At 62.1% G+C, this 20,659-nt stretch carries 21 protein-coding genes and 1 pseudogene; 19 read left to right on the forward strand and 3 right to left on the reverse strand.

The window, feature by feature from the left end:
* Positions 1 to 6 precede the first annotated feature (6 nt).
* The 18 genes and pseudogenes from AC1D2Q_RS10335 to AC1D2Q_RS10420 all read left to right on the forward strand — a co-directional run.
* Positions 7 to 261 carry an acyl carrier protein gene (locus tag AC1D2Q_RS10335; RefSeq protein WP_007936741.1) on the forward strand — a complete coding sequence of 85 codons (255 nt, stop codon included), beginning with the start codon at positions 7 to 9 and terminating at the stop codon, positions 259 to 261.
* On the forward strand, positions 258 to 803 hold the full coding sequence (locus tag AC1D2Q_RS10340; RefSeq protein ID WP_019581882.1) for a COG4648 family protein: 546 nt from the start codon (positions 258 to 260) through the stop codon (positions 801 to 803). Before AC1D2Q_RS10335 ends, AC1D2Q_RS10340 begins: the two co-directional genes overlap by 4 nt.
* Complete coding sequence (locus AC1D2Q_RS10345) at positions 800 to 2,482, forward strand: ApeI family dehydratase (RefSeq protein WP_477813127.1); 1,683 nt, start codon at positions 800 to 802, stop codon at positions 2,480 to 2,482. Before AC1D2Q_RS10340 ends, AC1D2Q_RS10345 begins: the two co-directional genes overlap by 4 nt.
* Positions 2,475 to 3,209, forward strand: coding sequence for a glycosyltransferase family 2 protein (locus AC1D2Q_RS10350; RefSeq protein WP_477813128.1), 735 nt, complete (start codon positions 2,475 to 2,477; stop codon positions 3,207 to 3,209). The genes AC1D2Q_RS10345 and AC1D2Q_RS10350 overlap by 8 nt, the downstream gene beginning before the upstream one ends.
* Positions 3,206 to 4,153: an LpxL/LpxP family acyltransferase gene (locus AC1D2Q_RS10355; protein WP_477813129.1), complete on the forward strand. Its 948-nt coding sequence runs from the start codon at positions 3,206 to 3,208 to the stop codon at positions 4,151 to 4,153. Before AC1D2Q_RS10350 ends, AC1D2Q_RS10355 begins: the two co-directional genes overlap by 4 nt.
* Positions 4,134 to 5,678 (forward strand): HAL/PAL/TAL family ammonia-lyase, encoded by a 1,545-nt coding sequence (locus tag AC1D2Q_RS10360; RefSeq protein WP_477813130.1) that lies wholly within the window; start codon positions 4,134 to 4,136, stop codon positions 5,676 to 5,678. Before AC1D2Q_RS10355 ends, AC1D2Q_RS10360 begins: the two co-directional genes overlap by 20 nt.
* Positions 5,671 to 6,096, forward strand: a complete 426-nt coding sequence (locus tag AC1D2Q_RS10365; RefSeq protein WP_477813131.1) for an acyl-CoA thioesterase — start codon at positions 5,671 to 5,673, stop codon at positions 6,094 to 6,096. Before AC1D2Q_RS10360 ends, AC1D2Q_RS10365 begins: the two co-directional genes overlap by 8 nt.
* Positions 6,093 to 6,695, forward strand: coding sequence for an outer membrane lipoprotein carrier protein LolA (locus AC1D2Q_RS10370; protein WP_477813132.1), 603 nt, complete (start codon positions 6,093 to 6,095; stop codon positions 6,693 to 6,695). Before AC1D2Q_RS10365 ends, AC1D2Q_RS10370 begins: the two co-directional genes overlap by 4 nt.
* Positions 6,679 to 9,018, forward strand: a complete 2,340-nt coding sequence (locus AC1D2Q_RS10375; protein WP_477813133.1) for an MMPL family transporter — start codon at positions 6,679 to 6,681, stop codon at positions 9,016 to 9,018. The genes AC1D2Q_RS10370 and AC1D2Q_RS10375 overlap by 17 nt, the downstream gene beginning before the upstream one ends.
* Complete coding sequence (locus tag AC1D2Q_RS10380; protein ID WP_477813156.1) at positions 9,018 to 10,175, forward strand: sodium:proton antiporter; 1,158 nt, start codon at positions 9,018 to 9,020, stop codon at positions 10,173 to 10,175. The genes AC1D2Q_RS10375 and AC1D2Q_RS10380 overlap by 1 nt, the downstream gene beginning before the upstream one ends.
* Positions 10,162 to 11,409: an NAD(P)/FAD-dependent oxidoreductase gene (locus tag AC1D2Q_RS10385; RefSeq protein ID WP_477813134.1), complete on the forward strand. Its 1,248-nt coding sequence runs from the start codon at positions 10,162 to 10,164 to the stop codon at positions 11,407 to 11,409. The genes AC1D2Q_RS10380 and AC1D2Q_RS10385 overlap by 14 nt, the downstream gene beginning before the upstream one ends.
* Positions 11,406 to 12,131 (forward strand): class I SAM-dependent methyltransferase, encoded by a 726-nt coding sequence (locus AC1D2Q_RS10390; RefSeq protein WP_477813135.1) that lies wholly within the window; start codon positions 11,406 to 11,408, stop codon positions 12,129 to 12,131. The genes AC1D2Q_RS10385 and AC1D2Q_RS10390 overlap by 4 nt, the downstream gene beginning before the upstream one ends.
* Entirely contained in the window at positions 12,131 to 12,628 is a 498-nt protein-coding gene (locus tag AC1D2Q_RS10395) for a hypothetical protein (RefSeq protein ID WP_477813136.1), read from the forward strand. Before AC1D2Q_RS10390 ends, AC1D2Q_RS10395 begins: the two co-directional genes overlap by 1 nt.
* Positions 12,625 to 13,821 carry a beta-ketoacyl-[acyl-carrier-protein] synthase family protein gene (locus AC1D2Q_RS10400; protein ID WP_477813137.1) on the forward strand — a complete coding sequence of 399 codons (1,197 nt, stop codon included), beginning with the start codon at positions 12,625 to 12,627 and terminating at the stop codon, positions 13,819 to 13,821. The genes AC1D2Q_RS10395 and AC1D2Q_RS10400 overlap by 4 nt, the downstream gene beginning before the upstream one ends.
* A complete protein-coding gene (locus AC1D2Q_RS10405; protein ID WP_477813138.1) occupies positions 13,818 to 14,276 on the forward strand; it encodes a hotdog family protein in 459 nt (152 codons plus the stop codon). The genes AC1D2Q_RS10400 and AC1D2Q_RS10405 overlap by 4 nt, the downstream gene beginning before the upstream one ends.
* Positions 14,276 to 15,004 carry a 3-oxoacyl-ACP reductase FabG gene (gene fabG / locus AC1D2Q_RS10410; protein ID WP_019581870.1) on the forward strand — a complete coding sequence of 243 codons (729 nt, stop codon included), beginning with the start codon at positions 14,276 to 14,278 and terminating at the stop codon, positions 15,002 to 15,004. The genes AC1D2Q_RS10405 and fabG overlap by 1 nt, the downstream gene beginning before the upstream one ends.
* Positions 15,004 to 16,230, forward strand: a complete 1,227-nt coding sequence (locus AC1D2Q_RS10415; protein WP_477813139.1) for a beta-ketoacyl-ACP synthase — start codon at positions 15,004 to 15,006, stop codon at positions 16,228 to 16,230. The genes fabG and AC1D2Q_RS10415 overlap by 1 nt, the downstream gene beginning before the upstream one ends.
* A gap of 15 nt (positions 16,231 to 16,245) precedes the next feature.
* Positions 16,246 to 16,398, forward strand: a pseudogene (locus AC1D2Q_RS10420) (excinuclease); the annotation flags it as partial.
* 342 nt (positions 16,399 to 16,740) lie between these two features.
* Here the strand turns inward: AC1D2Q_RS10420 and AC1D2Q_RS10425 are convergent.
* A complete protein-coding gene (locus AC1D2Q_RS10425) occupies positions 16,741 to 17,124 on the reverse strand; it encodes a type II toxin-antitoxin system PemK/MazF family toxin (RefSeq protein ID WP_477813140.1) in 384 nt (127 codons plus the stop codon).
* 104 nt (positions 17,125 to 17,228) lie between these two features.
* Positions 17,229 to 18,125, reverse strand: a complete 897-nt coding sequence (locus AC1D2Q_RS10430) for a LysR family transcriptional regulator (protein WP_019650776.1) — start codon at positions 18,123 to 18,125, stop codon at positions 17,229 to 17,231.
* Positions 18,126 to 18,243: 118 nt separating this feature from the next.
* Here AC1D2Q_RS10430 and AC1D2Q_RS10435 point away from each other — a divergent pair, with 118 nt between their 5' ends.
* A complete protein-coding gene (locus AC1D2Q_RS10435; RefSeq protein WP_477813141.1) occupies positions 18,244 to 19,518 on the forward strand; it encodes an MFS transporter in 1,275 nt (424 codons plus the stop codon).
* Between the two features lie 68 nt (positions 19,519 to 19,586).
* Here the strand turns inward: AC1D2Q_RS10435 and hemE are convergent, their stop codons facing one another.
* Complete coding sequence (gene hemE, locus AC1D2Q_RS10440; protein ID WP_138866669.1) at positions 19,587 to 20,654, reverse strand: uroporphyrinogen decarboxylase; 1,068 nt, start codon at positions 20,652 to 20,654, stop codon at positions 19,587 to 19,589.
* Between the last annotated feature and the right edge of the window lie 5 nt (positions 20,655 to 20,659).

A 20,659-nucleotide genomic window follows, 5' to 3' on the forward strand; every position in this document is an offset into this window, starting at 1 on the left:
CGGACCATGCAAACTCGTGACGATATTTTCAACACCCTGCGCGATGCTCTGGTCGAACTCTTCGAGCTGGACCCCGAGCGCATCAGCCTGGAATCCAACCTGTACCAGGATCTGGAAATCGACAGCATCGATGCGGTCGACCTGATCGATCACATCAAACGCCAGACCGGCAAGAAAATCGCCGCCGAAGAATTCAAATCGGTGCGTACCGTCAGCGACGTGGTCGAGGCGGTTTACCGTCTGGTTCAGCCCGCCGCATGAGCCGACTGATCGGCCTTGGCCTGCTGCTCGCAGGCCTGCTGTACCCCTTTGCGGTGTATTTCGGCATGGAACATTTTGCCCCGTGGCAGTTCGGTCTGCTGCTGGGCAGCCTGTGGCTGGCGCGAGCGCTGACCGGCGAACGGCGCCCCGGCAGCCTGTGGATGTCCACGGCCGCCATCGCGTTCTGCCTGTTGCTGGCAGTGTTCGACAGCCCGGTGCTGCTGCGCTGGTACCCGGTGCTGATCAGCGCGTTCATGCTGGCGCTGTTCGGTCTTAGCCTGAAATACGGCCCGCCGATGGTCGAACGCCTGGCCCGCCTGCGAGAACCGGAACTACCGCCCAGGGCCATTCGCTACACCCGCCAGGTGACCATTGCCTGGAGCGTGTTTTTTCTTTGCAACGGTTTGTGCGCCGCCGCCCTGACCCTTTGGGCGCCGCTGAGCTGGTGGATGTTGTACACCGGCCTGATCTCCTATGGATTGATCGGCCTGATGTTCGCCATTGAATGGCTGATACGACAACGGGTACGAGGCCACCCATGAATTGGATAAAACTTGAGCAACTGCTGCTCAAGGCTCAGCCGGAGCGTGCCGTAACGGCCGAGCCGGCGTTGAATCACGCGCAATTGTGCGACCGGGCCCTGAGCCTGGCTGCCGGCCTGCAAGCCCAGGGTGTGCAGCGCATCGCCGTGCACCTTGAAGACGCCGCCGACCTGGCCATTGCCCTGCTCGGCGCCTGGCGTGCCGGGGTCAGCGTACTGCTGCCCGCCGACCTGCAAGCGCAGACACGCCAGCGCTGGTCGAGCGAGGTCGATCTGTGGCTGACCGATCAAGCCGACGATGCACACCTGAGCGATTATCGGCATCCGCCGCTGCCGGCCCACCCGCTGGACCTGGATCGTTGTCAGCTGAGCCTGTGCACCTCCGGCTCCAGTGGCGAACCCAAGCGCATCGACAAAACCCTGCGCCAACTGGCCAATGAAGTCGAAGCGCTGGAGCACGTGTGGGGCGCAGATCTGGGCGAAGCCTGCATCATCGGCAGCGTCGCCACCCAGCACATCTACGGCTTGTTGTTTCGGGTGCTGTGGCCGCTGTGCGCCGGGCGTTCGTTCGTGCGCAAGCAACTGGCGTTCCCGGAAGACTTGCAACGCGCCAGCCGCGTACACCCGGCCTTCGCCTGGGTCGCCAGCCCGGCGTTGCTCAAGCGCATGGGCGACAACCTCGACTGGCCAGCGCTGAGCGCGGTACGCCGAGTGTTCTCCTCCGGTGGCGCGTTACCCGCCGAAGCGGCGCAGAGCCTGCACGAACGCCTGCAACAATGGCCGACCGAGATCCTCGGCAGCTCGGAAACCGGCGGTATCGCCTGGCGTCAGGGCCAGGATCTCTGGCAGCCCTTCGCCGGCGTGGAGCTGAGCCAGGACAGCGATGGCGCCCTGCTTATCGCATCGCCATACCTGCCGGCAGGTCATATCGAACACACCGCCGATGCCGCGCGCATCGCCGCCGACGGCCGTTTCGAGCTGTTGGGGCGGCTGGACCGGATCGTCAAACTGGAAGAAAAACGTATCTCGCTACCCATGCTCGAACACGCGCTGATGGCGCACGCCTGGGTCGCCGAAGCGCGCCTGGGAGTGGTTCAGGAAAACCGCGCCTCATTGGGGGCGCTGCTGGTGCTCAGCGAGCGAGGTATGCACGCGTTGCGCAATCAGGGACGACGCAGCCTGACGCAAGCGTTGCGTCAGCATCTGAGCCAGCACTGTGAAACGCTGGCCCTGCCACGACGCTGGCGCCTGTTGCGGCAGTTGCCGCTGAACGCGCAGGGCAAACTGCCCCAGGCTGAGGTTGAAGCCTTGCTGCTGGCGCCCCGCCCAAAGGCGCCGCAAGTGCTGGAGCAGGTCGAAGCCGATGGTGAGTGGAGCCTGCAACTGGCCGTCCCGCCGGACCTGGCGTATTTCAGCGGACACTTTCCCCGGGCCCCGGTATTGCCCGGCGTGGTGCAAGTGGAGTGGGCATTGAGCCTGGGCCAGCAATTGATGGACCTGCCGGCAAAATTCGCCGGCATGGAAGTGCTGAAATTCCAGCAACTGGTGCGCCCTGGTGATGAAATCCAGTTGCACCTGCGCTTCGACCCGGCGCGCGGCAAATTGTATTTCGCCTATCGCAACGAAACCGCCACCTGCTCCAGCGGGCGGATTTTGCTGGAGGCTGCCAGCGATGCATAACCCCTGCGCCGTAATCCCGGTCTACAACCACGAAACCGCCATCACTGCCGTGGTCGATGCGCTGCTTGCCTGTGATCTGCCGTGCATTCTGGTGGACGATGCCAGCAGCCCCGCCTGCGCCAAGGTGCTCGACCAACTGGCGCAGCGCGACAGGGTTTATCTGATCCGGCTCACCGTCAATCAGGGCAAGGGCGGCGCAGTGATGACCGGTCTGCGGGAGGCCTCGCGCCTGGGCTTCAGCCATGCCTTGCAGGTGGACGCCGACGGCCAGCACGACCTGCAAGACGTCAAGGTGTTCATCGAACACTCACGCGCCCATCCCGAGGCAGTGATCTGCGGCTATCCGCAATACGACGCCAGCGTGCCGAAAGGTCGTTTGTACGCCCGTTACCTGACTCACGTCATGGTGTGGATCAACACCCTGTCGCTGCAGATTCGCGACTCCATGTGCGGCTTCCGCCTCTATCCATTACCACCGACCCTGGCACTGATCGACTCGGCCAGGATCGGCAAACGCATGGACTTCGACTCCGACATCCTGGTGCGCCTGGCCTGGCGCAATCTGCCGATGCAGTGGCTGAAAACCAGGGTCCGTTACCCTCTGGATGGCGTTTCGCATTTCCGGCTGTTCTACGACAACGTACTGATTACGAGCATGCATACCCGGCTGTTCTTCGGCATGTTGCTGCGGGCACCGGTGATCCTTTGGCGACGGTGGCGGGCATGAACGGCAACGCAGACGAACAGCACTGGGCCAACCGCCAGGAACGCGGCAGTTTCTGGCTGATGAAATTCACCGCGCTCTGCGCAAAAATCTTGGGCCGCCGACTGCTGAGCCCGCTGCTGTACGGCATCGTGCTGTACTTTTTCCTGTTCGGACGCAGCGCCCGCCAAAGCGCCTGGCAATACCAGCAGCGGCTCGCCGACTGGAGCGGGCGCAGCGAATTGCGTCCGACTCATTGGCGGGTGTTCGGTCAGTTCATGGCCTTCGCCGATTCCATGCTCGACAAACTCGACGTGTGGAACGGCAAGCTGAGCATCGAGCAGATCGAAATCATCGACCCGGCGCTGCTGCGCAATAAGCTGCGCGGCACCCGCGGGCAGATGCTGGTGGGCGCGCACCTGGGCAATCTCGAGGTCTGCCGGGCACTGGCCGAGATCGGCGAGAAAGTCACCATGAACGTGCTGGTGCACACCAAGCACGCCGAACAGTTCAACCGTCTGCTGGGCGAAGCCGGGGCGACCAATCTGCGGCTGATTCAGGTCAGCGAGCTCGACCCGATGATCATGTTGCAGCTGCATGAACGCCTGGAACGCGGCGAATGGCTGGCGATTGCCGGCGACCGCGTGCCACTGCATGGCGGGCGCAGCGTGACAGTGGATTTTCTCGGTCATCAGGCAGCCTTCCCTCAGGGCCCTTGGCTATTGGCCGGTCTGCTGAAATGCCCGGTCAATCTGCTGCTGTGCCTGAAGAAACCCACGGGCGACTATCGACTGACCCTCGAGCCGTTCGCCGAGGCGGTGGTATGGAAACGCAACGAGCGCGAACAGGTCATTCATCAGTGCGCTTCTCGCTACGCCGAGCGCCTGGGTCACTATTGCCTCGAAGCGCCCCAACAATGGTTCAACTTTTACCCTTTCTGGAAGACCGATGACGACGCCAACGCTTGAGCCGGTAACCTTCGGCGAACTCCCTTTGCGCATCGAAGACGTGCTGGCCCTGGCCAACCGTCAGGTGCCGACGCAGTTGCAGGGCGACTCCGAGTTTCGCCAGCGCATTGCCAAGGGTCCGCAGTTCCTTGACTCCCTGCTGGACAAGGAAGGCGTGATCTATGGCGTGACCACCGGTTATGGCGATTCCTGTGTGGTGGCGGTGCCGCTGCACCACGTCGAAGCCCTGCCTCGTCATCTGTACACATTCCACGGCTGCGGCCTGGGCAAACTGCTCGACGCCCAAGCCACCCGTGCGGTGCTGGCGGCACGTTTACAGTCTCTGTGCCAGGGCGTGTCCGGGGTGCGCGTGGAACTGCTGGAGCGCCTGCAAGCGTTCCTTGAACACGACATCCTGCCGCTGATTCCGGAAGAAGGTTCAGTGGGCGCCAGCGGCGATTTGACGCCGCTGTCCTACGTCGCCGCGACCTTGTCCGGCGAGCGCGAAGTGATGTTCCGCGGCGAACGCCGGCAAGCGGCTGATGTGCACAAGGAACTGGGTTGGCAACCGCTGGTATTGCGCCCCAAGGAAGCCTTGGCACTGATGAACGGCACCGCCGTGATGACCGGCCTTGCGTGCCTGGCTTACGCCCGTGCCGATTACCTGCTGCAACTGGCCACGCGCATCACCGCGCTGAACGTGGTCGCTTTGCAGGGCAACCCGGAGCACTTCGACGAGCGCCTGTTCGCCGCCAAACCCCATCCAGGGCAGATGCAAGTCGCCGCGTGGTTGCGCAAGGATCTGGCGATCGACGCGCCGACCGCGCCGCTGCATCGCCTGCAAGACCGTTACTCCCTGCGTTGCGCGCCACACGTGCTCGGTGTACTGGCCGACAGCCTGAACTGGCTGCGCTCGTTCATCGAGATCGAACTCAACAGCGCCAACGACAACCCGATCATCGACGCCGAAGCAGAACGCGTGCTGCACGGCGGGCACTTCTACGGCGGCCACATTGCGTTCGCCATGGACAGCCTGAAAAACCTGGTGGCCAACGTCGCCGACTTGCTCGACCGTCAACTCGCGCTGCTGGTGGACGAACGCTACAACCATGGCTTGCCGAGCAACCTGTCCGGCGCCACCGCCGACCGCGCGATGCTCAACCACGGCTTCAAGGCCGTGCAGATCGGCACCAGCGCCTGGACCGCCGAAGCCCTGAAAAACACCATGCCGGCCAGCGTCTTCTCGCGCTCCACCGAGTGCCACAACCAGGACAAAGTCAGCATGGGCACCATCGCCGCCCGCGACGCCATCCGCGTGCTGGAGCTGACCGAACAGGTTGCCGCCGCCACGCTGCTGGCCGCCAATCAAGGCGTGTGGCTGCGCGGCCAGGCTGAAGACGCGCGCCCACTGCCACCGGCCCTGGCCGCGATGCACGAAGAATTGGCCAAAGACTTCCCGCCGGTCATCGAAGACCGTGCCCTGGAAGGCGAATTGCGCCTGTGCCTGCACCGCATTGCCGAGCAACACTGGAGGCTGCATGCGTAGCAAGGGAGTGCTTCACACCGATACGGAAATCCTCGTCCCGTTCTTTGACGTCGACACCATGAACGTGGTCTGGCACGGTCATTACGTCAAATACCTGGAAATCGCCCGCTGTGCGCTGCTGGACAGGATCGGCCACAACTACGACGCCATGGTTGCGTCGGGTTACGCCTGGCCTGTGATCGACTTGCAGTTGCGCTATGTGCGCGGCGCCGTGTTCGGCCAGAAGTTGAATGTGCGCGCCAGCCTGGTGGAATGGGAGAACCGACTGAAGATCAATTACCTGATCAGCGATCTCGCAACCGGCGAACGTCTGACCCGCGCTGTTTCAGTGCAGGTTGCCGTCGACATGAGCAGCCGCGAAATGCAGTTGGCTTCGCCCAAGGTGTTTACCGATGCGGTTGAAAGGGTGCTGCCATGAATTCGCTTTTCAAATGCCTTGGCGCTTTAGCGTTGCTCGGGCTTTCATCGTTGGCCCAGGCCTTCGATCTGCAGCAACTGAGCGATCAGCTGGCCAAACCCGATGTGATCCACGGCAGCTTTACCCAGGAAAAACACCTGCGCGCCCTGCCCCAGCCGTTGACCAGCAAGGGCACCTTCGTTCTGGCGAAAAATCACGGCCTGCTCTGGCTGCTGAAAACACCCCTGCAACAGGACTACCGCATCAGCGACAAGGGCATTGCCCGGCGGGATGCCAGCGGTTGGCAAATGCTGCCTAACAAGAGTGCCGGTGCCGAACAGAACCGTTTGTTCCTCGCCGTGCTGCAAGGCGACAGCAGTGGCCTGCAACGGGATTTCGAGCTGTCGCTGAGCGGCGACGCACAGAACTGGAAGCTGACCCTGACCCCGCGCTCGATGCTGCTCAAGCAGGTGTTCAATCAAATCAACATTGACGGCGGCGAACTGGTGCACAGCATCGAGCTGCTTGAAACCCAGGGTGACCGAACCCTGTTGCGCATGCAGGACAGCACCAGCGCCCAACCTTTGAGTGATGCGGAGCAACATGACTTTGCCGAGTGAACGGATGCTGCCGCGGCTGTTTCTGGTCCTGCTGCTGGCAGTGCTCGCACTTGCCGGTTGGCAGTGGCGCGACGGCACTCCGCTGTCGGCCAACCTGATGGAACTGGTGCCCGGCACCGCGCCGGACGCGCTGGAGCTGCGCGCCGAACAACGCATGCAAGAACCGTTGAACCGGGAAATGCTGGTGCTGGTCGGCCATAAAGACCGTCAGCAAGCCATCGCCATGGCGCAAAAACTCGGCGAGCAGTGGCAGGCCAGCGGCGTGTTCGAAAAGGTCCAGTGGAACCTGCAAGCCGACTTGCCAGCGCTGCGCACGCAATTGCTGCAAGGCCGACTGGCGATGCTGTCCGCGGCCGACCGCCAGCAACTCATCGAGCATCCCGACGCCTTTATCCAGCAACGGGTACAAGCCCTGTTCGACCCCTTCACCGGGTTCAGCCTGGTGCCGAGCCAGGATGACTGGCTCGGCCTGACCGGGCGCATCCAGAACAGCCAGCCACAGCGCGGTTCGGTGCAGTTGGACATCGGCAGCGGCGTGCTGGTCGCCGATGCCGACGGCAAGAGCTGGGTGATGCTGCGGGCGCGAACCGTCGGCAACGCATTCGACATGAACCTGCCACTGCAAGTGGCTGACCTGCTCCAGCACAGTCGCGAAGAAGCCGCCCGGGCGGATGTGCAACTGCTCGCCGCCAGCGGCCTGCTGTATGCCGCCAGCGGTCAACGGCAAGCCGCGCGCGAGATCACCTGGGTCGGTGGCGGCGCCACCGTGGGGATTCTGTTGCTGCTGTTGCTGGCCTTCCGGCGTTGGCGGGTGGTGCTGGCGTTCGTCCCGGTGCTGGTGGGCATGCTGTTCGGCGCGGTGGCCTGCGTGGCGCTGTTCGGTCAGATGCATGTGATGACGCTGGTGCTGGGCTCAAGCCTGATCGGCGTGGCGGTGGATTACCCACTGCATTACCTGTCCAAAAGCTGGAGCCTGAAACCCTGGCACAGCTGGCCGGCCTTGCGCCTGACCCTGCCGGGGCTGACGCTGAGCCTGATCACCAGTTGCATCGGCTACCTGGCCCTGGCCTGGACGCCGTTCCCGGCCCTGACCCAGATAGCCGTGTTCTCCGCCGCCGGCCTGCTCGGCGCTTATCTGTCGGCGGTGTGCCTGCTGCCGGCGCTGCTCAAGGGCGCGCAGCTGCGTCCGGCGCAATGGCCGATGCGCATTGCCGAGTCTTTGCTGGCGCTGCGCGAGTCGCTGCTCAAATACGTACGCACACCGGTGCTGCTGGCGCTGTTGATCGCCTTCTGTGTTGGCGGTCTGTTGCAACTGCAGACCAAAAACGACGTTCGCCAATGGGTTGGCACACCACAGCAGTTGACCGACGAAGCCCAGGCCATCGCACACATCACTGGCTATCAACCCACCAGCCAATTCTTCCTGGTGCGCGCGGCCAATCAGCCGGAGTTGCTCGAACGCCAGACGGCACTGAGTGAGCGCCTGGATCAGTTAGTCAATCTGGAAAAACTCCAGGGCTACCTGTCGCTCAACCAGTTGGTCAGCCCGCCGAGCGAACAGCGCAAAGTGCGTGATGCACTGGGCAAGCTGCCGCAGTTCTGGCAACCGTTGCTCGACCTTGGCGTGCCTGCTGACGCCTTGCAAGCCGAGTTGGCGAAGTTGCAGGCACTGCCCGTCGAAGACATCGACACAGCGCTGGCCGGTCCATTGGCCGAGCCTTATCGCACCCTGTGGCTGGGGCCCACCGATGACGGCGTGGCCGCGATGGTCAGCCTGCAAGGCTTGAACAATCCCGCGCTGTTGCGGATCCAGGCGCTGGACTTGCCGGGCGTGCAACTGGTCGACCGCCTCGGCGACCTGAACAAGGTATTCGCCGCGACTCAAATCAGCGCGGCTGAATTGAAACTCGCCTCCTGCGTGTTGATCGTGCTGGTGCTGATCCTGCCATTCGGTCTCGGTGGCGCACTGCGAATTGTCTCTCTGCCACTGCTGGCGGCCCTGTGCAGCCTGGCAAGCCTCGGCTGGCTCGGGCAGCCGCTGACGCTGTTCAGCCTGTTCGGCCTGCTGCTGGTGACAGCCATCAGCGTCGACTACGCGATCCTCATGCGCGAACAGATCGGCGGCGCCGCCGCGAGCCTGTTGGGCACCATGCTGGCAGCCGCGACCACATGGTTGTCGTTTGGCCTGCTGGCGGTATCCAGCACACCGGCAGTGAGCAACTTCGGCCTGTCGGTGAGCCTCGGCCTGGCGTACAGCTTCATCCTGGCGCCGTGGGCCGGACGCCAAGCCCACGCCGCGCCGGTTGCGGAGCCTGCAGCGTGATGGTCGCGGCGTTCTGGGTCATGGCCCTGGTGTTGTTTGCCGTGGCCACCCGTGTCGGTCGACGTTTCGGGCTGATTCCGATCGTCAGCCAGTTGTTGCTGGCAACCTTCGGCCTGCCGCTGCTGATGTATTTCTGGATCGAACCGGGCTGGCATCTCAGCGGTGCCGACCTGATCTCGCCGGGTTGGCTGAAGAACCTCTACAGCCTGAGCTTTGCCTTGCTGCTGGGGCACATCCTCAGCGACGTGATCGACCTGCGACTGGATCGCCAGAGCCTGAAAATCGCCCTGCCGAGTTTCTGCATTCCGTTTGCCTGCGGGCTGGCGACAGCGGTCTGGCTGCTGCCGCCACAGCCGTGGATCAGCTCGCTGGCGGTCGGTCTGTTGTTCGCCATCACCGCGATTCCGGTGTTGTACCTGTACCTGCGCCACATCAACTACCCGCCCGTCGCCACCCGGCGCCTGGTGCAGACCGCGATCCTGATCGACCTGACCTGCTGGACCCTGTTCGCGTTCGCCCAGGGCAGCCTGCACTTGAGCAGCCTGTTGCTGCCGCTGGCCGGTGCCTGCCTGCCGTTGTTGCTGCGACTGCTCGGCTTGCGCCAACCGTTGCTGTACAGCGGCTGCTTCTTTGCACTGCTGGTGGTTGCCGAACACTTCAAGCTCAATGCGCTGATTTTCGGCATCGGTTACCTGCTGTGTATGGCCGCGCTCAAGGTGCCATTGGTGCTGCCATTGCCGACGGCGTGGATGAGTCGTTTGCAGACCTGGATCGCCATCCCGTTGATCCTCACGTTCGGCATCGTGCAGATCAACGCGCACAGCGCCCTCGACAGTCTCGGTGGGGTGCAACTGGCCGCGCTTCTGTTGTTGCCGATCGCCAGTAAACTGTTGGGCAACTGGCTGGGCCTCGGCTGGGCCGGCGTCTCGTTTGAAGGTGCCAGCCGCTGGCGGGAAAGCCTTTTACTGAATATCCGCGGCTTGAGCGAGATCGTCTTTCTCAACCTGCTGCTGCAACAACAACTCATCAGCCCCGAGCTGTATTTCGCGCTGATGTTGATGGGCCTGGTCGCAACCCTGCTGCCGGCACTCGCCGGCATGCACCGAATTCCTTTGAACATCGCCGCCCCGGCAAGGAGCACCCGTGCCAACAGTTGAAATGGAACGTCGTCAGGTGGTGGTGATCGGTGCCGGCCCCTCGGGCGCCATCGCCGCCGCGCTGCTCAAGCGCAAAGGCCATGATGTGCTGATGATCGAACGCCAGCATTTCCCACGGTTTTCCATCGGAGAAAGCCTGCTGTCCCACTGCCTGGATTTCGTCGAAGAAGCCGGCATGCTCGAGGCGGTCAACGCGGCCGGTTTCCAGTTGAAGAACGGTGCGGCATTCGCCTGGGGCGATCAGTACAGCACCTTCGATTTCGGTGAGACGTTCAGCAACGGCAAGCCGACGACCTTCCAGGTCCAGCGCGCCGATTTCGACAAGCTGCTGGCCGATCAGGCTGAATTGCAGGGTGTCGACGTCCGTTACGGCGAAGCCATCGTCAGCGTCGATTTCAGCCTGGCGAAACCGCAGCTCGATGTGCTTCGCGAAGATGGCAGCCAATACCGCGTCGAGGCCGATTTCGTGCTCGATGCCAGCGGCTACGGTCGCGTACTCCCGCGTTTGTTGGACCTTGAAGCGCCGTCGAATTTTCCGGTGCGCCAGGCGGTGTTCACCCACGTCGAAGACTGTATCGACAGCCCGGCTTTCGATCGGGAAAAAATCCTCATTACCACCCATCCGACCCAGCGCGACATCTGGTTCTGGACCATTCCGTTCAGTAACGGTCGTTGCTCGGTGGGCGTGGTGGCCGCTGCCGAACACTTCGCAGGCCGCACCGAGAATCTCGACGATTGCCTGCGCGGCTTCATCAATGAAACCCCAAGCCTGGCCGGGGTGCTGAACAATGCGGTGTGGGATACCCCCGCGCGGACTATCGGCGGCTATTCGGCCAACGTCAAAACCCTGCACGGCCCTGGCTTCGCCTTATTGGGCAATGCCGCAGAATTTCTCGACCCGGTGTTCTCCTCCGGTGTGACCATCGCCATGCGTTCGGCGAGCATGGCCGCCGGGGTGCTGCACCGCCAACTGCAAGGTGAAAGCGTCGACTGGCAAACCGAATTCGCCGAACCGCTCAAGCGCGGCGTCGACACCTTCCGTTGCTACGTCGAAGGCTGGTACGCCGGGACCTTTCAGGACGTGATTTTCTATCAGGGCGGCACAGAGGATATTCGCCGCATGATCAGCTCGATCCTCGCGGGTTACGCCTGGGATGAACGCAACCCGTTCGTCAGCGAACCTAAACGTCGACTGCGGATGATCTCGGACCTGTGCGCAAAGGATGCGACATGAGTTATTGGAGCGACAACTACGTCGAAGAAACCCGTTTCGGCTTCTGGTTCCTGCGCAGCCACACCTGGCAGCACCACGTATTGCGAGTGGCGATCAATGACTTGCGCAGCCTGTTCAGCACACCGTTGCCCAGCAATCCGGTCTTGCTGGACGCCGGTTGCGGCCAGGGCAAGTCGTTCCAGTACCTGCGCCAGACCTTCGCGCCCAAGCATCTGATCGGGCTGGATGCCGACCCTCACAGCCTGAACCTGAGCGGTGAAGAAGCGGCCCGCCAGGGCATGGAGGTAGAGCTGATCGGCAGTGACTGCGCCAGCATCAACGTGCCGGACGCCAGCGTCGATCTGCTGTTCTGCCACCAGACCTTCCATCACCTGGTCGAGCAGGATCAAGCCCTGGCCGAGTTCTACCGGGTGCTCAAGCCGGGCGGCTATTTACTGTTCGCCGAGTCCACCGAGGCTTACATTGATACGTGGGTGATTCGCTGGCTGTTCCGCCACCCGATGCACGTGCAAAAGAGCGCCGCTGGCTACCTGGAGATGATTCGTCGGCAGGGTTTTGAATTCGGCCCGCAGAACGTGTCTTACCCTTACTTGTGGTGGAGTCGCGCCAAGGATTTCGGCCTGCTCGAACGCTTCGGCCTGCGCCAGCCAAAACCCTTTGGCCAACGGGAAGAAACCCTGGTCAATGTGGTCGCGCGCAAGCCCCTTGAAGAGAGTGTCTGATGATCCGTTTCCTGCTTCTGGGTTGTGTCCTGCTGCTGAGCGCCTGTGCCAGCCAGACGCCGCTGCCCGAGCGAACCCCGAACCTGGCGTTGCCGCTGCAATTGCACATCGAACGGCAGATGGCCGAGCAGCGTCAGGACTGGCTGCTGGTGATCCAGCGTGAAGGCCCGGGCATTCGCTGGTCGATGATGGACCCGCTGGGGATTCCCGTGGCACGACAGAAACTGATCGATGGCCAATGGCAAGCCGACGGGCTGCTGCCACCCAATCCGGAAGCCCGGGAGCTGTTCGCCGCCCTGTTGTTTGCATTGACCCCCGAAGGCGAGTTGCACGGCAACTATCCCGCCGCCCGGCAGAATGACGGGCAACGGTCATTGTCAGCGCGCTGGAACATCCGCTATTCACAACCAAGTCTTTCGCAACCACCGAGCTTTGAATTGAACGTGTCCCAAGGCCCGCACTATCGCGTCACCCCGTTAGGCGAAAACACGCCATGACCGCTTACCTGAATGCCCTCGGGGTAATCTGCGCCCTCGGCCGCGACAAGCAGGAAGTCGCCCGCAACCTGTTTGCCGGCGATTGCTCGGGCATACGCAGCGAGGCCGGCTGGGTAGCGGAGCGCTCGTTGCCAGTGGCGGCGGTGCGTGGTGAGCTGGCACCGATTCCGGCTGAGCTGGCTCATCAAAGCAGTCGCAACAATCAATTGCTGCTGGAGGCCGCGCTGCAAATTCGCCAAGACATCGAGCAGGCGATCCAGACCTACGGCCGCGACCGTATCGGCGTCATTCTGGGCACCAGCACCTCAGGCATCGATGAGGCCAGCCGCGGCCTGGCCCATTACATCCGTGAACATCACTTCCCGGCCGATTATGACTATCAGCAGCAAGAGCTCGGCGCTCCGGCGACGTTTCTCGCCGACTGGCTGCAATTGAGCGGCCCGGCCTATGTGATCTCCACCGCCTGCACCTCCAGCGCCCGCGCTCTGATGAGTGCCCAACGACTGCTCGACCTGGGCATGTGCGATGCCGTGTTGTGCGGTGGTGTCGACAGTTTGTGCAAGCTGACCCTCAATGGCTTCTCAGCCCTGGAAGCGGTGTCCGAGCAGCGCTGCAACCCGTTCTCGGCGAACCGCAACGGCATCAACATCGGCGAAGCCGCGGTGCTGTTTCTGATGAGCAAAACCGCCGGCGGCGGCCAACCGATTGCTTTGCTCGGCAGTGGTGCCAGCTCCGATGCGCACCATATTTCCGCGCCGGAACCCACCGGCCGTGGCGCCCGGCAAGCCATGCACAAAGCCTTGAACCGCGCGGGCCTGCAACCCCAACAGATCAGCTATCTGAACCTGCACGGCACCGCCACCCAACACAACGACGCCATGGAAAGCCAGGCCGTGACGGCGCTGTTTCCGCAAGGCGTGCCTTGCTCATCGACCAAACCGATGACCGGCCATACCCTCGGCGCCGCTGGTGCCCTGGAAGCGGCGTTCTGCTGGTTGAGCCTGAGCGCGGATAACCACGAACATGCCCTGCCGCCCCATGTCTGGGACGAGCAGCCCGACCCCGAGTTGCCGGCATTGCATTGGGTGACCCCGACCGACCACCTGACGTCCATTGCACCCCGCTACCTGATGAGTAATTCCTTTGCCTTTGGTGGCAATAACGTCAGCCTGATTATCGGAGACGCCTCATGATTACCTGGCCGATCGCCGAATTGCTGCCCCATGCCGGCGACATGATCCTCATCGATCAGATCCTGTCGTTCGACGACGAGCAGATCTATACTCGACTCACCGTCAAACCCGACGGCCTGTTCAATCGCCCCGACGGCAGTCTGCCGGCCTGGGTCGGCATCGAACTGATGGCCCAGAGCGTCGCCGCTTACGCCGGCTGCCATGCGCGCCAGAAAGGCAATGCGGTGGAACTGGGCTTCCTGCTTGGCAGCCGCAAATTCGAATGCAACGTGGAACACTTCCCTGCCGGCACCGAGCTGACCATCCATGGGATACGCTCGCTGGAAGACGACAACGGCATGGGCGTGTTCGAATGCCACATCACCGCCCCCGGCATCCACGCGACCGCCCGGTTGAACGTGTTCCGCCCGCCTCAAGCCGCTCAATATCTGCATGAATCCCAAGGAGTCGAGTGATGACTGAATCCGTACTGGTCACCGGCTCCAGCCGTGGTATTGGCCGCGCCATCGCATTGCGTCTGGCCCGGGCCGGGCATGACATCGTGCTGCACTGCCGCAGCGGCTTGGCGGACGCCGAAGCCGTCAAAGCCGAAGTGGAAGCCTTGGGCCGCAACGCGCGCATCCTGCAATTCGACGTCAGCAACCGCGCCAGCTGCAAAGCCATTCTTGAAGCCGATGTCGAAGCCCATGGCGCCTATTACGGCGTGGTGCTCAACGCCGGCCTGACCCGCGACGGTGCTTTTCCGGCCCTGAGCGAGGAGGATTGGGATGTGGTGATGCGCACCAACCTCGACGGTTTCTACAACGTGCTGCACCCGGTGATGATGCCGATGATCCGTCGTCGCGCCGCCGGGCGGATCGTCTGCATCACCTCGGTGTCCGGGCTGATCGGCAATCGCGGGCAGGTCAATTACAGCGCGTCCAAGGCCGGTCTGATCGGCGCGGCCAAGGCGTTGGCGATTGAGCTGGGCAAGCGCAAAATCACGGTTAACTGTGTCGCACCCGGCCTGATCGACACGGCGATGCTCGATGAAAACGTGCCGGTGGAAGAACTGATGAAAATGATCCCCGCACAACGCATGGGCACCCCGGAAGAGGTGGCCAGTGCAGTGAATTTCCTGATGTCGGCGGAAGCCTCGTACATCACCCGGCAGGTTCTGGCCGTCAATGGAGGCCTGTGCTGATGAAGCGCGTCGTCGTCACCGGCATGGCCGGCATCACCTCACTGGGCAGCGACTGGGATACCATCGCCGGCAACTTCGCCGCCAACCGCAGCGGCATCCGTCGCATGCACGAGTGGGATCGCTTTACCGAACTCAACACCCGCCTGGCCGGGCCGATCGACGACTTCCAGGTGCCCGGCCACTGGACGCGCAAGCAACTGCGCAGCATGGGCCGGGTATCGCGGCTGGCCGTCGGCGCGGCGGAAAAAGCCCTGGCGGACGCCTGGCTGCTGGGTGACGAGTCGATCAAGGACGGGCGCATGGGCGTATCCTGCGGCTCGTCCACCGGCAGCACCGACGAGATCAAGGCGTTCGGCAAAATGTTGCTCAATTCGGTGGCCGAAGGCCTGAACGCCAACTCCTACGTGCGGATGATGCCGCACACCACGGCAGCGAATATCAGCATCTTCTTCGGCCTCACTGGCCGACTGATCCCCACCTCCAGCGCCTGCACCAGCGGCAGCCAGGGCATCGGTTACGCCTACGAGTCGATCAAGTTCGGCCGCCTCCCGCTGATGCTCGCCGGCGGTGCCGAAGAGCTGTGCCCGACCGAGGCCATGGTGTTCGATGCGCTCTACGCCACCAGCCTGAAAAACGATGCCCCGCAAACCAGCCCGCGCCCTTACGACAGCGGCCGCGATGGTCTGGTGATCGGTGAAGGCGGCGGCATGCTGGTGCTCGAAGAGCTCGAACACGCCCTGGCGCGTGGCGCCCGCATCCACGCCGAGATCGTCGGTTTCGGCAGCAACGCCGACGGCCAGCATGCCACCCGCCCCGAGCTGATCACCATGCGCCGTGCGATGGAACTGGCCCTGGAAGACGCCGGGCTCGACCCAAGCGCCATCGGCTATGTAAACGGTCACGGCACGGCGACAGAACAGGGCGACATTGCCGAAACACTGGCGACCAACAGTTTGTTCGGCGAACACATGCCGATCAGCTCGCAGAAGAGTTTCCTCGGCCACACCCTGGGAGCCTGCGGCGCGCTGGAATCCTGGTTCAGCATCGAAATGATGAACCGCGACCTGTACGTGCACACCTTCAACCTCGATGAGATCGATCCGCAGTGCGGCAAGCTCGATTACCTGCGCGGTGAATTCCGGCAGATGAGCAACCAGTACGTGATGAACAACAATTTCGCTTTTGGTGGGGTCAACACCTCGTTGATTTTCCGCCGCTGGTCGTAAACGAAATACCAGGGTCAAGGAGACCAGCATGCCGGCGCCAACGCCGTGACCAACATCGTCAGCTTCTACAAGCGCAATGAGCGCAAGGATGCCAAGACCTATGAGTGCCACACAGGGGCGATCATGGCCGGGGTTGCGTTGAAGGGGGATTTGGCGAAGGTTCAGTAAAAGCAGTGATGAGTTGAACGCGATCCTGTGGCGAGCGAGCTTGCTCGCGCCGGTCTGCGCAGCAGCCCCCAAAAACTCTGGAATTCATTGCTGATTTTTGTGAGCGCTGCGCACTCAAGCGGGAGCAAGCTCCCTCGCTACAACGACAAAGGGCGCCTTTCGGCGCCCTTTCACAAACAGGTCGGCTTGTCATCGCCCAGTACCTGCCTGGCTCTGCGATGGCTGGTTACCCAGGATCCTCAGAGTCTCACAAGCCCCTTTCGGGAACGCGGTCAGTATTGCTTGAAACTGAATGGGAGACAACGGGTGGCGACTTGCCCAACTGCGCCATATCTGATGACATCACAGACCAAGAGCGCTACGTACCGCGGCTTTGATTGCGTAAAACTCATCTGTTGCAAGTTGTGAAATGAGGTACACACGCTTTCCATGACGGTCTCGACTTTTTATCCGGTCAAGTCTGGACAGACTCACTGTCGCAACCATATCGCATTTTGCCCAGCAGGTTGGACTGGCTCCCTGCAGATGACTCTGAAGCTCCAGGTGATGTTGAAGCACACAATTCGGCGCAGTGGTACTCAACGGGACAACAGTCACTAATAGGCTGTTGGTTCTGTGCTTGCGTATGACAACAACGGGGCTGACCTTGATCATTTCAGGAACTTCGTAACCCCTGAAATCACAAATCAGCACGCTGCCTTCCTTGGGCTGGTATCGAAGTGGCATCCATGGCACTCGTTTTAAAGAAATCAATTCTGCGCAAGAATTGGCTAAATCACTAAGACGGATCCATTACTTGAAGTGTCCTGAGTGCGGTGATTTGCTCGCTTTCACTTCCCTTCAACCTTACGCGTCAACAACTCCACAAACGCCTTGGCCATCGGCGACTTCTGATCCTTGCGCTGCACCAACCACACTGCCGAAATCGCCTCTGGATCGAGCAACGGCCGATACACCACGCCATCAATGCGCATCCGCTGATAAGACGCCGGCAACACCGATACCCCCAGACCCGCCGCCACCAGCCCGATGATGGTCATCGCCTCGCCAGCCTCCTGAGCAAAGTGCGGGCTGAAGCCGGCGTCCCGCGCCAGGCTGAGCAGTTGTGCGTACAGACCGCTGCCATAGCTGCGCGGAAAAAATACGAACGGCTCGAGGGCCAGAGCGGACAGGAACAGACCTTCTTCGCTGCCATCCACCAGCGGATGCTTGGAGCTGAGCACCGCCACCAATGGCTCACGCATCAGTTCCACCACGCTGAGGGAGTCCGGTAAGCCCAACGGTCGCATGATGCCGACTTCGATCGACTCGTCCACCAGCGCATCGGCCACTTGGGTGCTGCTCATTTCCCGCAGGTTCAGGTGCACCGCCGGGAAGCGCTGGCGAAATGAGAAAATCGCCTGGGGAATGGTCGAGTTGAACGGCGCCGACGAGGTGAAGCCGATCTTCAGTTCACCCAACTCACCGAGTTGTGCACGCCGGGCAACATCTGCCGCTTTGTCGACCTGAGCCAGCGCCAGCCGCGCCTCTTCCAGAAACAGCCGACCGGCCTCACTCAGCTCGACCCGACGATTGGTCCGCTCGAACAGACGCGCCCCCACTTCCTGTTCCAGCGCCTGAATCTGCTGGCTCAGCGGCGGCTGCGAGATGCCCAGCACTTGGGCGGCGCGGCCGAAATGCAGCTCTTCGGCGACGGCAATGAAGTAGCGCAGGTGACGCAATTCCATGAAAACCCCATTAGGTCGTTAAAGCTATCAAACAGGTCGAACAATATATTGGATAGAAACATTAGCCAGCTATATGATTTTTTCATTGCCTGACCGGCTGCGTCCTCCGAGGTCCGAAGTGAAAACTGCTGTCGCCCCACTCGCCCATGAAATTCCACCCGCCGCGCTCAATGATGTCGTCGCTGAACGCAACGAGATCTACATCGAGAAAGGCACACCGATGTTCATGCGCACGGTACTGGCGCTGTTTTCCGGAGGCTTCGCGACCTTTGCCCTGCTCTACTGCGTACAGCCGATGATGCCGCTGCTGTCCCGCGAGTTTTCCATCAATGCGGCCCAGAGCAGCCTGATCCTGTCGGTCGCCACCGGCATGCTTGCTATCGGCCTGCTGATCACCGGCCCCATCTCCGATCGCATCGGGCGTAAACCGGTGATGGTCGCCGCACTGTTCGCTGCCGCACTGTGCACCATGGCCAGCGCGATGATGCCGAGCTGGCAAGGCGTGCTGGTGATGCGGGCGCTGGTGGGGCTGTCGTTGAGCGGTCTGGCGGCGGTCGCGATGACTTACCTGAGCGAAGAGATCCACCCGCAGCACATCGGCCTGGCGATGGGCTTGTACATCGGTGGCAATGCCATCGGCGGCATGTGCGGACGATTGATTGTCGGGGTGCTGATCGACTTCGTCAGCTGGCACACGGCAATGCTGATCATCGGCGCCCTGGCGCTGATTGCCGCCGCGGTGTTCTGGAAAATCCTTCCCGAGTCGCGCAACTTTCGCGCCCGCTCGCTGCACCCGCGTAGCCTGCTCGACGGCTTCACCATGCACTTTCGCGACGCCGGCCTGCCACTGTTGTTTGTCGAAGCGTTCGTGCTGATGGGCGCGTTCGTTACCCTGTTCAACTACATCGGCTATCGCCTGCTGGCCGAGCCGTATCACATGGACCAGGCCTTCGTCGGGCTACTCTCGGTGGTGTACCTGTCGGGCATCTACAGCTCGGCGAAAATCGGCGCCCTGGCCGACCAGCTCGGCCGGCGCAAAGTGCTCTGGGCAACCATTGTGGTGATGCTCGCGGGCCTTGCGTTGACGATGTTTACGCCCCTGCCAGTAGTGATCTTCGGCATGCTGGTCTTCACCTTCGGCTTCTTCGGCGCGCATTCGGTGGCCAGCAGCTGGATCGGTCGTCGCGCGACCAAGGCCAAGGGGCAGGCGACGTCGTTGTACCTGTTCAGCTATTACGCCGGGTCGAGTATCGCGGGTACGGCGGGCGGTATGGCCTGGCATCTGGGTGGCTGGAACGGGATCGGGCTGTTCATCAGCGGATTGCTGGTGATTGCGCTGTTGGTGGCGTTGAAATTGGCGAAGTTGCCGCCGTTGGAGAATTTGAAAGCTTAAGGCTGCGATCTTTTGATTTTGATGCAAAAACGCCCGGCAAATGCCGGGCGTTTTTTATCGGGCGACGATCACTCGTGATACTGCGCCGACAATTCATGCACCGCACGCAGGAACGCACCAGCGTGCTCCGGGTCGACTTCCGGGGTAATGCCATGGCCAAGGTTGAACACGTGACCGCTGCCCTTGCCGTAGCTGGCGAGGATCCGGCCGACTTCGGTGCGGATGGCCTCTGGCTTGGCGTAAAGCACGGTCGGGTCCATGTTGCCTTGCAGAGCGACTTTGTTGCCGACGCGTTGGCGGGCTTCGCCGATGTCGCAAGTCCAGTCCAGGCCCAGCGCATCAGCGCCGGCGTCGGCGATGCTTTCCAGCCACAGGCCGCCATTCTTGGTGAACAGGATGACCGGCACTTTGCGGCCTTCATGTTCGCGGATCAGGCCGCTGACGATTTTGCGCATGTAGGCCAGGGAGAATTCCTGGTACGCCGCCGCCGAGAGATTGCCGCCCCAGGTATCGAAGATCTGCACCGCTTGCGCGCCGGCCAGGATCTGGCCATTGAGATACGAGGTGACCGACTGCGCAAGCTTGTCCAGCAGCAGGTGCATGGCTTGCGGGTTGTCGTAGAGCATGGCCTTGGTCTTGCGGAAGTCTTTCGACGAGCCGCCTTCGACCATATAGGTGGCCAGCGTCCACGGGCTGCCGGAGAAACCGATCAGCGGCACGCGGCCGTTCAGTTCGCGGCGTATGGTACTGACTGCGTCCATGACGTAGCCGAGGTCTTTCTGTGGATCAGGAATCGGCAAGGCTTCGATGTCGGCCAGGGTGCTGACGACTTTTTTGAAGCGCGGACCTTCGCCGGTCTCGAAGTACAGGCCCTGGCCCATGGCATCGGGGATGGTCAGGATGTCGGAAAAGAGGATCGCCGCGTCCAGTTGCGGATAGCGGTCGAGCGGCTGCATCGTGACTTCGCAAGCGAACGCCGGGTTCATGCACAGGCTCATGAAGTCACCGGCCTTGGCACGGCTGGCGCGGTATTCAGGCAGGTAGCGACCGGCCTGACGCATCATCCACACGGGGGTGACGTCTACGGGTTGCTTGAGCAGGGCGCGAAGGAAACGGTCGTTCTTCAGGGCAGTCATGTCGG

The organism is Pseudomonas sp. P1_A1, from assembly GCF_056406935.1.

Excerpts from the sequence above, each read along its gene's own strand:
- AC1D2Q_RS10370 (WP_477813132.1), top strand. The coding sequence starts at position 6,093 with ATGAATTCGCTTTTCAAATGCCTTGGCGCTTTAGCGTTGCTCGGGCTT.
- AC1D2Q_RS10390 (WP_477813135.1), top strand. The coding sequence starts at position 11,406 with ATGAGTTATTGGAGCGACAACTACGTCGAAGAAACCCGTTTCGGCTTC.
- AC1D2Q_RS10415 (WP_477813139.1), top strand. The coding sequence starts at position 15,004 with ATGAAGCGCGTCGTCGTCACCGGCATGGCCGGCATCACCTCACTGGGC.
- AC1D2Q_RS10355 (WP_477813129.1), top strand. The coding sequence starts at position 3,206 with ATGAACGGCAACGCAGACGAACAGCACTGGGCCAACCGCCAGGAACGC.
- AC1D2Q_RS10395 (WP_477813136.1), top strand. The coding sequence starts at position 12,131 with ATGATCCGTTTCCTGCTTCTGGGTTGTGTCCTGCTGCTGAGCGCCTGT.
- AC1D2Q_RS10360 (WP_477813130.1), top strand. The coding sequence starts at position 4,134 with ATGACGACGCCAACGCTTGAGCCGGTAACCTTCGGCGAACTCCCTTTG.
- AC1D2Q_RS10350 (WP_477813128.1), top strand. The coding sequence starts at position 2,475 with ATGCATAACCCCTGCGCCGTAATCCCGGTCTACAACCACGAAACCGCC.
- hemE (WP_138866669.1), bottom strand. The coding sequence starts at position 20,654 with ATGACTGCCCTGAAGAACGACCGTTTCCTTCGCGCCCTGCTCAAGCAA.
- AC1D2Q_RS10405 (WP_477813138.1), top strand. The coding sequence starts at position 13,818 with ATGATTACCTGGCCGATCGCCGAATTGCTGCCCCATGCCGGCGACATG.
- AC1D2Q_RS10365 (WP_477813131.1), top strand. The coding sequence starts at position 5,671 with ATGCGTAGCAAGGGAGTGCTTCACACCGATACGGAAATCCTCGTCCCG.
- AC1D2Q_RS10380 (WP_477813156.1), top strand. The coding sequence starts at position 9,018 with ATGGTCGCGGCGTTCTGGGTCATGGCCCTGGTGTTGTTTGCCGTGGCC.
- AC1D2Q_RS10335 (WP_007936741.1), top strand. The coding sequence starts at position 7 with ATGCAAACTCGTGACGATATTTTCAACACCCTGCGCGATGCTCTGGTC.
- AC1D2Q_RS10400 (WP_477813137.1), top strand. The coding sequence starts at position 12,625 with ATGACCGCTTACCTGAATGCCCTCGGGGTAATCTGCGCCCTCGGCCGC.
- fabG (WP_019581870.1), top strand. The coding sequence starts at position 14,276 with ATGACTGAATCCGTACTGGTCACCGGCTCCAGCCGTGGTATTGGCCGC.
- AC1D2Q_RS10430 (WP_019650776.1), bottom strand. The coding sequence starts at position 18,125 with ATGGAATTGCGTCACCTGCGCTACTTCATTGCCGTCGCCGAAGAGCTG.
- AC1D2Q_RS10425 (WP_477813140.1), bottom strand. The coding sequence starts at position 17,124 with ATGCCACTTCGATACCAGCCCAAGGAAGGCAGCGTGCTGATTTGTGAT.
- AC1D2Q_RS10375 (WP_477813133.1), top strand. The coding sequence starts at position 6,679 with ATGACTTTGCCGAGTGAACGGATGCTGCCGCGGCTGTTTCTGGTCCTG.
- AC1D2Q_RS10345 (WP_477813127.1), top strand. The coding sequence starts at position 800 with ATGAATTGGATAAAACTTGAGCAACTGCTGCTCAAGGCTCAGCCGGAG.
- AC1D2Q_RS10340 (WP_019581882.1), top strand. The coding sequence starts at position 258 with ATGAGCCGACTGATCGGCCTTGGCCTGCTGCTCGCAGGCCTGCTGTAC.